General features: G+C 74.7%; 14 protein-coding genes. 11 read left to right on the forward strand and 3 right to left on the reverse strand.

The features are described from left to right. Positions 1–22: 22 nt before the first annotated feature. Positions 23–1,204, reverse strand: a complete 1,182-nt coding sequence (gene moeZ / locus ACZ466_RS31315) for an adenylyltransferase/sulfurtransferase MoeZ (RefSeq protein ID WP_378285077.1) — start codon at positions 1,202–1,204, stop codon at positions 23–25. Between the two features lie 212 nt (positions 1,205–1,416). Here moeZ and ACZ466_RS31320 point away from each other — a divergent pair, with 212 nt between their 5' ends. The 5 genes from ACZ466_RS31320 (at position 1,417) to ACZ466_RS31340 (ending at position 6,046) form a co-directional block, all read left to right on the forward strand. Continuing rightward, the gene (locus ACZ466_RS31320) at positions 1,417–2,202 is read left to right on the forward strand and encodes a hypothetical protein (RefSeq protein WP_378285076.1); all 786 of its coding nucleotides are present in this window, start codon (positions 1,417–1,419) and stop codon (positions 2,200–2,202) included. Positions 2,203–2,209: 7 nt separating this feature from the next. Continuing rightward, entirely contained in the window at positions 2,210–3,583 is a 1,374-nt protein-coding gene (locus ACZ466_RS31325; RefSeq protein ID WP_378285237.1) for a S8 family serine peptidase, read from the forward strand. A gap of 86 nt (positions 3,584–3,669) precedes the next feature. Beyond that, positions 3,670–4,503 carry a hypothetical protein gene (locus tag ACZ466_RS31330; RefSeq protein ID WP_378285075.1) on the forward strand — a complete coding sequence of 278 codons (834 nt, stop codon included), beginning with the start codon at positions 3,670–3,672 and terminating at the stop codon, positions 4,501–4,503. Beyond that, a complete protein-coding gene (locus ACZ466_RS31335; RefSeq protein ID WP_378285074.1) occupies positions 4,497–5,873 on the forward strand; it encodes a S8 family serine peptidase in 1,377 nt (458 codons plus the stop codon). Before ACZ466_RS31330 ends, ACZ466_RS31335 begins: the two co-directional genes overlap by 7 nt. Beyond that, positions 5,774–6,046 carry an MGMT family protein gene (locus ACZ466_RS31340; RefSeq protein WP_378285236.1) on the forward strand — a complete coding sequence of 91 codons (273 nt, stop codon included), beginning with the start codon at positions 5,774–5,776 and terminating at the stop codon, positions 6,044–6,046. The genes ACZ466_RS31335 and ACZ466_RS31340 overlap by 100 nt, the downstream gene beginning before the upstream one ends. 15 nt (positions 6,047–6,061) lie before the next feature. Here the strand turns inward: ACZ466_RS31340 and ACZ466_RS31345 are convergent, their stop codons facing one another. After that, positions 6,062–6,817: a YoaK family protein gene (locus ACZ466_RS31345; protein WP_378285073.1), complete on the reverse strand. Its 756-nt coding sequence runs from the start codon at positions 6,815–6,817 to the stop codon at positions 6,062–6,064. A gap of 8 nt (positions 6,818–6,825) precedes the next feature. Beyond that, positions 6,826–8,502, reverse strand: coding sequence for a hypothetical protein (locus ACZ466_RS31350; RefSeq protein ID WP_378285072.1), 1,677 nt, complete (start codon positions 8,500–8,502; stop codon positions 6,826–6,828). A gap of 252 nt (positions 8,503–8,754) precedes the next feature. Between ACZ466_RS31350 and ACZ466_RS31355 the strand changes: the two genes are divergently transcribed. The 6 genes from ACZ466_RS31355 to ACZ466_RS31380 all read left to right on the forward strand — a co-directional run bounded on the left by ACZ466_RS31355 (position 8,755) and on the right by ACZ466_RS31380 (position 14,908). Continuing rightward, positions 8,755–10,440: a gamma-glutamyltransferase gene (locus ACZ466_RS31355; protein ID WP_378285071.1), complete on the forward strand. Its 1,686-nt coding sequence runs from the start codon at positions 8,755–8,757 to the stop codon at positions 10,438–10,440. Next, a complete protein-coding gene (locus ACZ466_RS31360) occupies positions 10,430–10,924 on the forward strand; it encodes a RidA family protein (RefSeq protein ID WP_378285070.1) in 495 nt (164 codons plus the stop codon). The genes ACZ466_RS31355 and ACZ466_RS31360 overlap by 11 nt, the downstream gene beginning before the upstream one ends. Before the next feature lie 2 nt (positions 10,925–10,926). After that, positions 10,927–12,378, forward strand: coding sequence for an aldehyde dehydrogenase family protein (locus ACZ466_RS31365; RefSeq protein WP_378285069.1), 1,452 nt, complete (start codon positions 10,927–10,929; stop codon positions 12,376–12,378). A gap of 118 nt (positions 12,379–12,496) precedes the next feature. Continuing rightward, positions 12,497–13,216 carry a TenA family transcriptional regulator gene (locus tag ACZ466_RS31370; protein ID WP_378285068.1) on the forward strand — a complete coding sequence of 240 codons (720 nt, stop codon included), beginning with the start codon at positions 12,497–12,499 and terminating at the stop codon, positions 13,214–13,216. Positions 13,217–13,319: 103 nt separating this feature from the next. Then, positions 13,320–13,685, forward strand: coding sequence for a Rieske (2Fe-2S) protein (locus ACZ466_RS31375; RefSeq protein ID WP_378285067.1), 366 nt, complete (start codon positions 13,320–13,322; stop codon positions 13,683–13,685). Next, positions 13,685–14,908, forward strand: a complete 1,224-nt coding sequence (locus ACZ466_RS31380; protein WP_378285066.1) for an NAD(P)/FAD-dependent oxidoreductase — start codon at positions 13,685–13,687, stop codon at positions 14,906–14,908. Before ACZ466_RS31375 ends, ACZ466_RS31380 begins: the two co-directional genes overlap by 1 nt. Positions 14,909–14,918: the final 10 nt, after the last annotated feature.

Consider the following 14,918-nt stretch of genomic DNA (forward strand, 5'->3'; position numbering starts at 1 on the left):
CCCGGCCCCGGGGCCATCGGTGTCAGTAGGAGGGGAGGCTTGGGTCGATTTGCTTGACCCAGGCCAGGACGCCGCCGCCTACGTGGACGGCGTCGGAGAAGCCGGCGTTCTTGACGACGGCCAGGGCCTCGGCGCTGCGGACGCCCGACTTGCAGTGCAGGACGATCTTCTTGTCCTGGGGGAGGCGCTCCAGGGCGCTGCCGTCCAGGAACTCGCCCTTCGGGATGAGCGTGGCGCCCGGGATGGAGACGATCTCGTACTCGTTGGGCTCGCGCACGTCCACCAGGAAGATGTCGTCGCCGCGGTCCTGCATGGACTTCAGCTCGGTGGCCGAGATGGTGGAGTCCTTCACGGCCTCGGCGGCCTCGTCGGAGACGGCGCCGCAGAAGGCCTCGTAGTCCTCCAGCAGCTCGGTCTGCGTCGGGTTCTTGCCGCACAGCGGGCACTCGGGGTCCTTGCGGACCTTGACCTGGCGGTAGTTCATCTCCAGGGCGTCGTAGATCATCAGGCGGCCGACCAGCGGGTCGCCGATGCCGGCGAGGAGCTTGATGGCCTCGTTCACCTGGATGGAGCCGATCGAGGCGCACAGGACGCCGAGGACGCCGCCCTCCGCGCAGGACGGGACCATGCCGGGCGGCGGGGGCTCGGGGTAGAGGCAGCGGTAGCAGGGGCCGTGCTCGGCCCAGAAGACCGACGCCTGGCCGTCGAACCGGTAGATGGACCCCCACACGTACGGCTTGCCGAGCAGGACGGCGGCGTCGTTCACCATGTAGCGGGTGGCGAAGTTGTCCGTGCCGTCGACGATCAGGTCGTACCGGCCGAAGATGTCCATGATGTTGTCGCGGTCGAGCGCGGTGTTGTGCACAACCACGTCGATCAGCGGGTTGATCTCACGGACGGTGTCGGCCGCGGACTCGGCCTTGGGCTTGCCCAGCGACGACTGCCGGTGGATGACCTGGCGCTGCAGGTTCGACTCGTCCACGATGTCGAAGTCGATGATGCCCAGCGTGCCCACGCCCGCCGCGGCCAGGTACATCAGGGCGGGGGAGCCGAGGCCGCCCGCGCCGACGCACAGGACCTTGGCGTTCTTGAGCCGCTTCTGCCCGGCCATCCCCACGTCGGGAATGATCAGATGTCGCGAGTAACGGTTGACCTCGTCGCGGGTGAGCTCCGCCGCGGGCTCTACCAGAGGTGGCAACGACACTGTGGGTGCTCCTGTGCTGACGCTCGGCTGTAACGGGGGTACTTCCTCCCACCGCACAACCTTGCCATGCCGCAGGGCATTCCCCGAACCCCCCTGCCGGGCTTAGTCGCACGTCAGTGCGTATGGAGGGGGTTCGGGGAAGTGTCGCCCGCTTGACTGATCACCCTGACGGCAGGGCGCAACAGGTCAAACCACAGCTAATCTTGACGGTTGTGGCGTTCCTGCCCCCCAACCCCTCATCGGGCCCTCCGGCGACCGTGCTCGGGCTGCACGCCCGGCAGTGGATGGTCGTCGCCGTCGCGCTCGGCTGCTGCTACCTGGTGGTCGCCGCGGTCGCGCTCACCGGCGCCTGGGCCATGCTGAACCGCGAGCCGACCACCGCCGAGCTGCAGCGCGCCGCCGACGCCGAGGTGGCGCGGCGCTGGGAGGCCTGGCCCGCGGGGAGGATCTTCCCCGAACGGGTCGGGTACGACCTCGGCCGCGGCCGGAGCGAGTTCGCCTCCCGCGTCGGCATCGCCGCGCAGGGCACCTGCCAGACCGCCGTCGACCCGGAGATCGCGGCCGTGCTGCGCCGGCACGGCTGCCGCGCCCTGCTCCGCGCCACCTACACCGACCAGTTGCGGGGCGTCGTCGTGACGGTCGGGGTGGCCGCGTTCGCCGACGCCTGGAAGGCCGACCGGGCGTTCAAGGAGCTGCCGACGGCCGCGCTGCCCGACCGGTCCAGCGGGGTGCGGCCCGCGCTGCGGGCTGTCTCGTTTCCTGGTACGGCCGCCGCCCGGTTCATCGACGCCGCCCGGCAGGATCGAACCGCCGACCGCGGCGGCCCGTACGTGTTGCTGACCACCTCGGGCCACGCCGACGGGCGTCCGGCCACCGCCGTCACCAAGGAGCATCCCGGTGATCCCTACGCGCTGGCGCCGCAGGTGGCGCGCGGGATCTCCCGCCCGCTGGCGCAGAAAGCCCTGCCGGACTGCTCTCGGCGCGAGTGGCGGTGCTGACGTGCGGATGAGGAGAGCGGCCGCGGGCGTCGTGCTGGCGCTGCTGGTGGCGGTGCCGTTGCCCGCGCACGCCGACGAGGTCCGCGACCGGCAGCGTCCCATGATGGCGACGCTGGACGTGGAGACCGCGTGGAAGAGCACCCGCGGCTCGGGCGTGACCGTCGCGGTGGTGGACTCGGGCGTGGACGCCGGCCACGCCGACCTCGCCGGCTCGGTGATCAGCGGCCCCAACATGCTGGCGGCCGTCGACGGCGACACCAGGCCGACGCGGATGCACGGCACCGGGATGGCCTCGCTGATCGCCGGGCACGGCCACGGCCCCGGCGGCCGGGACGGCGTCATGGGCATCGCGCCGGAGGCGAAGATCCTGGCGATCCGTGCCCTCGCCGAGCGGGAGGACCCGAGCTACCGGCTGGCCCGCACCTCCGAGCAGGCCGACGACGCGGTGGCGCGGGGCATCCGGTACGCCGCCGACAACGGCGCCGACGTCATCAACCTGTCCCTCGGCAAGAACGACGCGGACCTCCAGGAGCGCGAGGCCATCGGCTACGCCATCGGCAAGGGCGTGGTGGTGGTCTCGGCGGTGGGCAACGACGGCGACAAGCGCGACCGGCTGGACCGCGACGGGTTCGCGCCGTACTCCTACCCGGCCGCGTTCCCGGGCGTGATCGCGGTGGCCGCCACCAACTCCCGGCACGCCCGTGCCGCGTTCTCCAACCGGAACTACTCCGTCGTGGTGTCGGCGCCCGGCTCCGGGCTGCCGGTCGCCGGTCCGGGCGGGGACTACTTCCTGACCGACGGGACGAGCGACTCCTCGGCGCTGGTGTCGGGGATCGCGGCGCTGATCCGCTCGCGCCACCCGAAGCTGCCCCCGACGCTGGTCGCGCAGGCGCTCATCCAGGGCACCCGGCACGGCCCGAGCGGCACCTACGACCCGAACGTGGGCTTCGGCGAGGTCAACGCGGCCCGGGCGCTGACCGCGTCGGACGCGCTGACCACGCCGCGGGCGGGGGCGGCCGGCAAGCCGGCCGGGCAGCGCTTCGGCACGGGCGCCCAGGAGCCGGTGAAGGTGATCCACCGGCCCGCGTGGGTGAGCGCGGTCATCGTGATCGTCACGGTGACCGGTGTCGCGGGCGCGGTCGGGGCCGTCGTGATCGCGGTCATGCTGGCCCGCCGCCATCCGCGGCGGCCGCCGCCCCAGGCCGGTCCCGGCGCGGGGTTCGCACTGGCCGGGCCGGGGGTGTGGGGTGGTCCGCAACCGGGGCTCGGCCGGCCGGGGTTCGGCGGGGTGCCGGCGCGTGCCGAGCCGTGGCCGCCGCCGGATCCGCGGGCGGCCGGACATCCGCGGATGGAGCCGCCGCCTCCCGGCGGGCCCTCCTGACCTGGGACGCCGCGGACTGGCCGGTTCCGGACCCGCCGTTGTGATCATGATGAGACACGGTGCCAGTTGTATCTGGCGACGTGTCCATGACTCCTGATCCGACCGTCCCGCCGCCGCCCGAGCCCCTGCCCGCGCCGGCGTTCCCGGCCGTGTCCCCGCCGCCCGGACGTCCCCGGCGGTCCGCGCGCTCGATCGCGGCGATCGCCGTGCTCGCGCTGCTCGGTGTGGCGGCCGTCGTGGGCGGCGCGGTGCCCGTCGTCGCGGACCTGACCCGCGAGCCGACCGAACGCGAGGTCAGGGCCGCGGGCGAGAAGGAGATCGGCGTCCGCTGGCGCGTCCTGAAGGCGTCCGCGATCTTCCCCGCGCGGCTCGACCATCGCGTCCGGCTGAGGAGCGAGGGCGGCCGGGCGGTCGATCCGCCGGCCTGGAGCGCCCTGCGGGCCGGGATCGCGCCCGCGGCCTCGTGCGCCAGGGCCTTCGACGCGGCGTTCGCGCGCGTCATGGACCGGCACGGCTGCCGTACGGTGCTGCGCGCCACCTACGTCGACGACACCGGCACCCTCGTCGCGACGCTCGGGCTCGCGGTGATGCCCGACGCGGCCCGGGCGCTGCGGGCCGAGAGCGATCTCGGCGCCACGTACAGCCGGGCGGCGCTCGACCGGACCGGGCTCCGGGCGGTGCCGTTCCCGGGGACGGCCGCGGCCGGTTTCGGCGACGCCCGCCGCGCCGCCTTCGGGATCGAGTCCAACGGGACGCCCTACCTGTTCTTCCGGGCGAGCGGCTGGGTCGCCGACCGCGGCAGGCCCGCGCCGGGCGCCGTCGCGGAGAGGTTCGAGTTCGCCCGCACCGGGCTCAACAGCATCGTGGCGATCTTCGCGGCGACCACCGCGGTCTGCGAGCGGGAGGGCGTGCGATGCTGATCCGCCGTCTCTCCGCGGCCTCGGCCGCCGCGGCCCTCCTGCTCGGTCTGCCCCCGCCGCTGACGGGCGCGGCCGAGGCCGCGGCGCCGAAGGACTGGGCCCTGCGGTTCGCGACCGACTTCCTTGAGGCGCAGCGGGTCTCCAAGGGCGAGGGTGTGAAGATCGCGCTGCTGAGCGACGGGGTGACGCCCGGCATGCGGACGCTGTCCGGGGCGCTGGGCAAGGGCCGTGACCTCGTCGGCACGCCCCGGCCCAAGTCCTTCATGGGGACGCTGTCGGCGACCATGCTGGTCGGGAGCGGGCCCACCGCGCGCTCGCCGCTGGGGGTGCGGGGCGTGGTGTCAGACGCCACGCTGCTGCCCGTCCGGGTCTATCCCGCCGAGGAGACGGCGGCGGCGGGGCGCTGGTGGAACGAGGAGGACATCTCCGCGACCGTGGCCCGGGGCATCCGGCACGCCGCCGACCGGGGCGCCCAGGTCATCGCTGTGGAGCCCAGCGTGGACGACGTCGAGGCGTACACCACCACCGGCGGCCTGATCCGTTCGGCGCTCGTCCACGCCGCCGCCAAGGGCGCCGTGGTCGTCGCGGCGGCCCACCCCAAGAACGAGCCCGCGAAGCCCGGCTATCCGGCCGCCGCGGCCGGGGTGCTCGGCGTCGGCGCCACCGACGCGAAGGGGCGCCGCCACAAGAAGTACACCGCCGCCAGCACGGCGGTCGCGGTGTCCGCGCCGGGGATCAAGGTGGCCACGACCGGGCCGGGGGACCGGCCCTACGAGTTCTGGGGGCCTTCGGTGGCCCTGGCCTGGGTGACGGCGGCGGTCACGATGGTCAGGTCGGAGTACCCCAAGCTCACCCCGCCGCAGGTCGTGGAGGCCGTCACCTCGTCCGCCCGGCACCCCAAGGGGGGCGGCCGGTACGACACCGAACTCGGCTACGGGTACCTGAGCGCGATGGGGGCGCTCACCGCGGCGCGCGCGCTCTCGGAGAGGCCCGCCCCGGCGACCGGTGCCGCCGCGCCGTCGGCCGTGAAGGACGCGGCGCACTTCGGGGGCGACGGCCCGCCGGCACCCGTGCGGGCGGTGCCGTACGACCCCGCGATCCTCGGCGGCTTCGGCGGGCTGATCTTCGCGGGCCTGGTCGCGATCGGGGTCGCGCTGGCGCTCGCGCTGCGGCCTCCCCGCCCGGCCCCGGCGCCCGGTGGCGGAGCCGGACAGCGGGGCGTCAGAATCGGCGGGTGCGAGCGGACCCTGATGACTACGCCGAGGCCGTACTGGACGCGGTCGAGCGGATTCCGCCCGGCCGCGTCCTGGCGTACGGCGACATCGCCGAGCTGGTGGGGAGCGGAGGCCCGCGCCAGGTCGGCCGGGTGATGTCCCTGTACGGCGGCGGGGTGCCGTGGTGGCGGGTGATCCGCGCCGACGGCAGCCCGCCGTCCGGGCACGAGGTCGAGGCCCTGGAGGAGTACCGGGTGGAGGGGACCCCGATGCGCCCGGACGGCCGCCGCGTGGACATGCGCCGCGCCCGCTGGGACGGCCGTTCCTGAGCCGTCCGGCCCTGGCTAGGCCAGGCGGCGGCGGTGCAGGGGGAGCGCGGCCAGCATGACGGCCAGGACGATCGCGGGCCCCAGCGCCCCGGCGACGATCGGCGCGGGGCCCATCAGCGCCCCGCCGGCCGCCGCGCCGGCGGCGAGCGCGGCGATCACGGCCGTGCGCAGTCCGGAGGCCGCCGCCGAGCCGATCGCCAGGGCGCCCATCATCGAGGTGAGGGTGCCGGTGACGAACGTGGTGGTGATGCCGTCGGCCGCCAGCGTGCGCGCCGCGGCGGTCTGCACGCCCATCGCGGCCGACGACAGGGCGACGAGCGCGAGCAGGGTGCCGCCCTCGGGACGGGCGCCGGTGGCGATCCAGCCGGCCAGGAACAGCAGCTGCAGGACCAGGTCGGCGGCCAGCGCGCGGGTCACGGCGGGCGGCCAGACCCGCTCGGGGTCGCCGCGCCCGGACATCCGGAAGCCCAGCAGCAGGCCCAGCGCGAACGCGACCGTGGCCGCGCCGCAGCGCGCGAGCTCGGCGCCCGAGCCCTCGCCCGCCGCCATGCCGAACAGGACGATGTTGCCGGTCATGTTGGCGGTGAAGACCTGGTGCATGCCGAGGAAGCCGACGATGTCGATGACCCCGGCGGCGAAGGTCAGGGCGATCAGCAGGGCGGCGCGGGCGCGCCTGGCTCCGCGGCCGGACGGACCCGGTCCGGCCGTTGCGGGCCGGGCCGGGTCCGGGGCGGCGGGGGGCGGGGTCGGAGTGGTGGCGGACGTGGTCAACGGGCTCCTCAGAAGATCGCGATTCCGATCAGGGTGGACACGACGAGGCCCGCGATGACGGGCAGGAACGAGCGGCGCACCAGCTCCAGCGCGGAGACGCGGGCGAAACCGGCCACCGCCAGCAGCGACGACCAGGCGATCAGCACGCCGCCGCCCGCCCAGATGCTCCCCATCTGCCCGATGGCGGCCAGCAGCGCCGGGTCGACGCCCGCGGCCGGGCCGAGCGAGCCGGACAGCGAGCCGGTCAGGGGCAGCCCGGAGAACCCGGAGCCGTCCAGGCCGGTGAGGATGCCGATCAGCAGCAGCCCCAGCCCGACGATGATCCCGTTGTCGGGGATCGCGCCCTCGATCCTGGTCACCAGGTCGAACAGGAAGCCGGGGGCCTTGGCGCCCTCGTCCAGCGCCAGGATCTTCCCCGCGAAGTCGGCGTTGCCGAGGAAGAAGAACCCGGCGATGGGGATCACCACGCCCATCGCCTTCACCGCGAAGACCAGGCCGTCCACGATGTGCTCGGCGCAGGTCTCCAGGCAGCCCCGGCCGTCGCCCATCAGCGCGGCGACCAGGAGCAGCAGGACGGTGGCGCCGCCGACCAGGGCCGCGGCGTCGTTGCCGACGACCTCGGGGACGGCGCCGGTGAACTTGCCGAGCAGCATGTAGCCGACGAGCCCGGCGAGGGTCAGCGGGACCAGCAGCGCGAACAGCTTGGAGCGCCGTACGCGGTCGGCGCCCGCGTCCCCGCCGGAGCCGGAGCCGGGGCCGCCGGCGGACAGGGCGGCGTCGGTCATGGCGTCGCGGCGGGCGGGCCCGCGGTCGAGCACGGCCGTGGCGGCGCCCGCGGCGTCGTCGCGTCCCGCGCCCGCCGAGCCGCCGGAGGCGGTCCTCGCCTCGGCGCCCTCGGCCGCCTTCACCTTCTCGTGGACGGTCTCCGCGGTCTCCGCCGCGGCGCCGGAACCGCCGGAACGGGAGGCGAAGAGGAACAGCCTGCGCCTGACCCGCACCGCCGGCTCCACCGTGCCCGTCTCCCAGGCCACCAGGTGCCGGACGTCGGGCTCCCGGAACTCCCGGCGCTGCATCACGTACACCAGCGCCAGCGCCACCGCGCCCGTGATCAGCGACAGGACCATGGCGCGGTCGGCGACCTCGGTGGTGCCCACGCCCGCGGCCTTGGCCGACAGCCCGGGGGCGACCTGGATGACGTAGTCGCTGGACAGCGCCATGCCCTGCCCGGCGATGGCGATCGCCAGCGCGGCGGCGACCGGCGGCAGCCCGGCGGAGATCGCGGCCGGCAGCAGCACCGCGCCGATCAGCGGCACCGCCGGGGTCGGCCAGAAGAACAGGCTGATCAGGTAGGTCATCCCGGCGATCACCCAGAACGAGGAGTGCCCGCTGCGCATCACGTGCCGGAACGGCTCCACCATCCGGCGGTCGGCGCCCAGCGCGCGCAGCGCCCCGAGCAGCGCGGTGACCAGCGCGATGATCAGGAAGATGTTGAACAGCTCGGAGGCCGCGGTGAGGCTGGCGTTGAACAGCGACTGGAGTGCCGTCACCGGGTTCCCGGTGTAGGCGAGCGCGGTGCAGAAGGTGGCCGCGATCGCGGGGACCACCACGTTCCTGCGAGCGATCATGACCGCGATGATCAGTACGATCCCGGACAGAAAGACCCAGTGGGCGGCGCCGATCTCCACGCCACCACCTCCTTGTCGACCTCGGGGACGAGGCGAGGCTCGCGAGTGGTTGCAGAGAATCTGCTGGATGGCCCGTCGATGAACAATGAGGAACGTGCACAGCCCGGCCGTGGTCGTTTTGTGCATCGTGCCGGGCGGGCCGCCGACCGAACGGCTCGGCGCCGCCCGATGTGCGCACTGCCCAAGGAAGGGCGCTGATCTTCGGCATTCGGTCCATGTCGGACGCCCCGACCCGGCCCTGACACTGGGGTCATGCCAGCAGAACCAGCAGTGCCGGCGGCCGAGGCGGCCGAAGGACGGGATGCGGCGGCGCGCGCCCTGGCGGGGGAGTTCGGCTGCCAGGGGCGCGGCCCCACGGTCGGGACCGGCGGGATGGCCGCCTCGAGCCACCCGGCGGTGAGCCGGATCGGCGTGGACGTCCTGGAAGCGGGCGGCAACGCCGTGGACGCGGCCCTGGCGATGGCCGCCGCGTCCTGGCTCGCGCTGCCGGGGCAGTGCGGGATCGGCGGTGACGCGTTCGTCCTGCTGCGGCGTCCGGACGGCACCGTCACCGCGTTCGGCGGCAGCGGGTTCGGCCCGGACGGCGGCGACCCCGGTTTCTACCGGGAGCGCGGCCTGGACGCCGTGCCGCTGGAGGGGCCGCTGGCCGTCGCCGTCCCCGGGGCGGTGGCCGCGCTGGCCGCGCTGCACGCCGACGCGGCCTCCTGGGGCCTGCCCCGCCTCTGGGAGCCCGCCGCGCGGATGGCGGAGCGGGGGCTGCCCTGCACCTACAAGACGCGGGACGACGTCGTCGAACGCCGCGCGGCGCTGTCCCGCGACCCCGGCACGGCGGCCGTCTACCTTCCCGGCGGCGCCCCGCCCCGCGTCGGCGCCCCGCTGCGGCAGCCCGAATTGGCCGCCACCCTCCGCCGCGTCGCCGCCGACCCCGCCTCCTTCTACACGGGCGAGACGGCCGAGCGGGCCGTGTCCTCGCTGGCGGGCGCGGGCGCGCCGTTCAGCGGCGGGGAGTGGGCGGCGACCGGTGAGGCGCTGGTCGGTGACGCCCTGACCTGCGCTTACCAGGGGGTCACCGTCCACCAGACGCCGCCGCCCACGCCCGGCTGGATGATGCTGCAGCAGGCCCTCCTCAACGACGGCGTCCTCGCCGGGCTGCCGTGGCTGTCGGCGGAGGCCGTGCACCGGGCGGCGGGTGCGGCGCGGCTGGCGTTCGCCGACCGGTTCGCCGGCTGCGGGTCCGAGAACGACCACTGGAAGAGCCTGCTCACCGCGGACGCCGTCGCCGCCGCGCGCGCCCGGCTCGACGCCGGCGACCCGCCCGCGCCCGCGACCCCGGCCGTCCCGGTCGACGGCGACACCACCTCGATGGTCGTGGTGGACGGCGACGGCACGGCGGTGAGCCTGATCCACTCGCTGGCGTTCACCTTCGGCGCCCGCGTGTCGGTGCCCGGCACCGGCATCGTGCTCAACAACCGGCTCGGCCGGGGCGCGTACCTGATCGACGGCCATCCCAACGAGGTCCGCCCGCGCCGCCGCCCCCTGCACACCCTCAACGCGTGGCTGGTCACCGGCCGGGACGGGGCGCTGCGGCACGTCGGCAACACGCCGGGCGGCGACGGCCAGGTCCAGTGGAACGCGCAGCTGCTGTCGCACCTGCTGGACCACGGCCTCGACCCGGCCACGGCGGTGGCCGCGCCCCGCTTCACCGTGCACCCCGGCAGCGACGCCGACGTGATCGGGCAGCCGCCGGAGCTGCGCTGCGAGTCCCGCCTCGGCCGCGCCCGCCTCGATGCGCTGCGCGCGCTGGGGCACGACGTCCGGGTCCAGGGGCCGTGGGCGGCGGGCGGCAGCGCCCAGATCATCTCGGTGGACGCGGACACGGGCGCGCTGCTCGGCGCGTCCGACCCAAGGCAGGACGGAGTGGCCCTCGGTGTCCAGTGAGAAGGCGGGGCTGCCGGACGCGCCCCGTCCCCAGGGCGACTACGTGCCCGCCGTCATCGCCCCCTGCGATCCCGGCCTTCACCTCGTGACGAGTGCGGGCATGACCCCGCGACGCGACGGGACGCTCACCGTCACCGGCCTGGTCGGCCGCGACGTGGACCTGACCGCCGCCCGCGACGCGGCCGGGCTCGCCGCCCGCAACGCGGTCTCCGCCGTCGCCGCAGCGGCCGGCGGGCCCGAACGGATCCGCACCTGGCTGCGCATGACCGTGTACGTCGCCTGCGACGACGGCGTCACCGAGCTGTCGGCCGTCGCCGACGGCGCGTCCGCCGCGCTGGCGGAGCTGACCCCGGACGCGGCGCTGCCCGCCCGCAGCGCCATCGGCGTGCGGGCGCTGCCCGGCGGCGCCCCCGTCGAGGTCGAGCTGACCGCGCTCGCCCTCGTCCCGCAGACAGCCGCTCCACAGGAAAGCGAGGACCGCTGAGCATGCAGACCCGACCACCGCACGCCGGGCTGAACTTCGTCGCGGGGGAGTGGGCGCCCGCCGCCGGCGGCCGCGCCTTCGCCCGCCGCAACCCCGCCGACCGCGACGACCTGGTCGGCGAGTTCCCCGAGTCGTCGGCGGCCGACATGACCGCCGCGATCGGCGCCGTGGCCGAAGGCGCCGCCGAATGGGCCGCCGCCCCCGCCGAGCGCCGCGCCGGGGTGCTGGAGGCGGCCGCGAACTGGCTGGAGGAACGGGCCGGGGACCTCACCGAGGAACTGGTCCGGGAGGAGGGCAAGACCCGGGCCGAGGCCGCCATGGAGACCGGCCGCACCCCCAAGAACCTGCGCTTCTACGCGGCCGAGGCGCTGCGCATCACCGGCACGTCCTACCCCGCCGATGACGGCGGCCTGGTCTACACGCGCCGCGAGCCGGTCGGCGTGGTCGGCGCCATCACGCCGTGGAACTTCCCGCTGAACATCCCGTCCCGCAAGCTCGGGCCGGCGCTGGCGGCCGGCAACGGCGTGGTCTTCAAGCCGTCACCGGTCACGCCCCTGCTCGCGCAGCGGCTGGTGGAGGCGCTGCTCGCGGGCGGGCTGCCGCCGCGCGCCATCGCCCTCGTCCACGGCGGCGCCGAACCCGGTGCCGCGCTCGCCGCCGATCCCCGCGTGGGCGCGGTGACGTTCACCGGGTCGACCGCGACCGGACGCGCGATCCACGCGGACGTCGGCCCGTCCCGCCGCAGCCAGCTGGAGATGGGCGGGAAGAACCCGGTCATCGTCCTGGACGACGCCGACCTCGACCGCGCCGCGCAGATCATCGTCAAGGGCGCGTACGGGCTGAGCGGCCAGGCGTGCACCGGGACCAGCCGTGTCATCGCGCACGAGGCCGTCCACGACGCCCTGCTGGAGCGCGTGGTCCGCCTCGCCGAGTCCCGGACGGTCGGCAACGGCCTGCACGAGGGCGTCGACATGGGGCCGCTGGCCGCCGACTTCCAGCTCCGCAAGGTCCTGGAGTACGTCCGGATCGGCGAGGAGGAGGGCGCCAAGCTCCTCACCGGCGGCCGCCGCCTCGACGACGAGTCCGGCTTCTTCGTGACCCCGGCCGTGTTCGCCGGCGTCACCCCGGGCATGCGGATCGCCCGGGAGGAGATCTTCGGGCCGGTGCTCGCCTTCCAGCGCGCCGCGGACCTGGACGAGGCGATCGCGCTCGCCGACGACACCGAATACGGCCTTTCCGCCGGCATCGTCACCCGCGACCTGGACCGCGCCCTCGCCTTCGCCCGGCGCGTCCGCAGCGGCCTGGTCAAGGTCAACCAGCCGACCTCCGGAATGGCGATGACGGTGCCGTTCGGGGGCCTCAAGGAATCCAGCACGCAGACATTCAAAGAGCAGGCGGGCGACTCGATGATGCTCTTCTACACGCAGGAGAAGAGCGTCTACATCTCCCCCTGAGCAGCGGCTACAGGGTGCACACTGCACACGCGACGGCCCCGGTGCTGTGCGTTCCGGCCATGGCGGACCGGGCCGGCGCCCACCTAACTTCGAAAGACGGATGGAAAGGAGCCCGAAAATGGCGGAACTGCTCTCCAAGGACGATTTCCGTAAGGAACTCGAGAATGCCATCAAGGGGCGGGAGGCGAAGAACGCCTCGTTCAGCCGCGCCTGGGCCGAGGGCGAGCTGAAGCGCGAGCACTTCGCCCGCTGGGCGGAGAACCACTACCACTACGTGGGCCCGTTCGCCGACTACCTCGCCCACGTCTACGCCAACACCCCCGACGAGTTCACCGCGGCCAAGGACTTCACGCTCCAGAACATGTACGAGGAGGAGCTGGCCGACATCCGGCACACCGACCTGCTCATCCGGTTCGCCGAGGCGTGCGGGACCACCAAGGAGCGGGTCGAGGACCCCTCCAACATGAACGCCATCACCCGGGGCCTCCAGGCGTGGTGCTACGCGGTCGCGATGCGCGAGCACTTCGTGGTCGCGACCGCCGCGCTGGTGGTCGGGCTGGAGTCGCAGGTGCCGAGCATCTACAAGAAGCAGATCGTGCCGCTGCGCGAGGTGTACGGGTTCACCGAGGACGAGATCGAGTTCTTCGACCTGCACATCACCTCGGACGTGGTGCACGGCGAGCGCGGCTACCAGATCGTCCTGGACCACGCCGACACCCCGGAACTCCAGCAGCGCTCCCTGCTGCTGTGCCGGTGGGGCGCTGAGATGCGCTTCTCCTACACCCAGGGCCTCTACGACACCTACGTCAAGCCCGACCTGGTCGGCAGCCCCGCCTGACCCGGGCCGCCTGACCCGGACGGGGCCCCGGGAGGCGGCGGGCGATGAGGCACGGCGCCCGCCCGCCGCCGCCCGGCGGCCCCACGAGCGATCGAGGAGTGAGATGACGACGACGGACCAGTGGGTGGAGGCCGCGCGCCTGGCGGACGTGCGCCGCCGCAAGCGGCTCGCGGTCACCGTCGCCGGGCGGGACATCGCGCTGTTCCTGGTCGGCGAGACCGTGTACGCGCTGGACGACGTCTGCGTGCACAAGCAGCGCCGGCTGACCAGGGGGACGCTGCTGTACGGCCGGGTGATCTGCCCCGGCCACCAGTGGAAGATCGACCCGGCGACCGGCGAGATCGAGGACCGCGAGGAGTGCCAGCCCACCTACCCCGTGCGGGTGGAGGCCGGAGTCGTCTACGTCGACCCGGGCGCGCGGGTGCCGGCCGCGCCGGCCGCCGCGGCCGTCCCGGACGAGGAGCTGTGATGATCGAGTCCGTCATCGTCGCGGGGGCCGGGCAGACCGCCGCGGTCGCCGCCCGCACCCTGCGCCGCCGCGGCTTCGACGGCCGGCTGACGCTGGTCGGCGAGGAGCCGGAGGCGCCCTACCAGCGGCCGCCGCTGTCGAAGGAGTACCTGACCGGCGACCAGGACCGCGACGAGCTGTGCCTGCTGACCCCGGAGTGGTGCGCGTCCAACGCCGTGGAGCTGCGCCTGGGGACGCGGGTCACCGCGATCCGGGCCGGCGGCCGCGCGGTCGAGTACGCCGACGGCTCCGCCGAGACGGCCGGGGCGGTGCTGATCGCGACCGGCGGGCGGCCCCGGCGGCTGCCGGGCGTGGAGGGCGAGCGGGTCCGCTACCTGCGCACCCTCGCCGACGCCGAACGGCTGCGCGCCGAGCTGCGGCCGGGCACCCGGGTCATCGTGATCGGCGCCGGGTTCATCGGCTCCGAGGTCGCCTCGACGGCGCGCGGGCTGGGCGCCGAGGTCACCGTGATCGAGCAGGCCGGGCAGCCGCTGGGACGGGCGCTCGGCGAACTGATGGGCGACGCGCTGGCCGCGCTGCAGCGCGCCGCCGGGGTGGACCTGCGGACGGGCGAGAAGGTCGAGTCGTACCGGGAGACCGCGACCGCCGCCGTGGTCACCACCAGCGGCGGCGCGACCGTCGAGGGCGAGGTGGTCGTGGTCGGCGCCGGCATGGTGCCCAACGCCGAGCCGGCCGCCGGACCCGGCTCGGCGGTCGAGATCGCCGGGGACGGCGGGATCGTGGTGGACGAGTACTGCCGCACCGGCCAGGAGGGCGTGTTCGCCGCCGGGGACGTGACCAGCTTCCACCACCCGCTGTTCGGCCGCCGGATCCGCGCCGAGCACTTCGACAACGCCAACGCGCAGGGTATGGCCGCCGCCAAGAACATCCTCGGCAGGCGGACCGCGCACGCCGCGTCCCCCTGGTTCTGGTCCGACCAGTTCGACCGGAACCTCCAGTTCACCGGGTTCACCGGCGACGCGGACCGGATGGTGGTGCGGGGTCGGCTGGAGGACTTCGACTTCGTCGCGTTCTACCTGGCCGGGGGCGTGCTGCGGGCCGCGTTCGGCGCCGACCGCGGCGGCGAGGTGGCCGTCGCGCGGGAGCTGATCGGCGCCCGCCTCGCCCCCGACCCGGACGTCCTGCGCGACGAGGACGCCGACCTGACCGACCTGCTGAGCTAGCTGAGGGGGC

The organism is Actinomadura rugatobispora, from assembly GCF_055379765.1.

Coding starts and splice junctions, on each gene's coding strand:
- ACZ466_RS31325 (WP_378285237.1), top strand. CDS start 2,210: ATGAGGAGAGCGGCCGCGGGCGTCGTGCTGGCGCTGCTGGTGGCGGTG.
- ACZ466_RS31330 (WP_378285075.1), top strand. CDS start 3,670: ATGACTCCTGATCCGACCGTCCCGCCGCCGCCCGAGCCCCTGCCCGCG.
- ACZ466_RS31335 (WP_378285074.1), top strand. CDS start 4,497: ATGCTGATCCGCCGTCTCTCCGCGGCCTCGGCCGCCGCGGCCCTCCTG.
- ACZ466_RS31355 (WP_378285071.1), top strand. CDS start 8,755: ATGCCAGCAGAACCAGCAGTGCCGGCGGCCGAGGCGGCCGAAGGACGG.
- ACZ466_RS31365 (WP_378285069.1), top strand. CDS start 10,927: ATGCAGACCCGACCACCGCACGCCGGGCTGAACTTCGTCGCGGGGGAG.
- ACZ466_RS31370 (WP_378285068.1), top strand. CDS start 12,497: ATGGCGGAACTGCTCTCCAAGGACGATTTCCGTAAGGAACTCGAGAAT.
- ACZ466_RS31375 (WP_378285067.1), top strand. CDS start 13,320: ATGACGACGACGGACCAGTGGGTGGAGGCCGCGCGCCTGGCGGACGTG.
- ACZ466_RS31380 (WP_378285066.1), top strand. CDS start 13,685: ATGATCGAGTCCGTCATCGTCGCGGGGGCCGGGCAGACCGCCGCGGTC.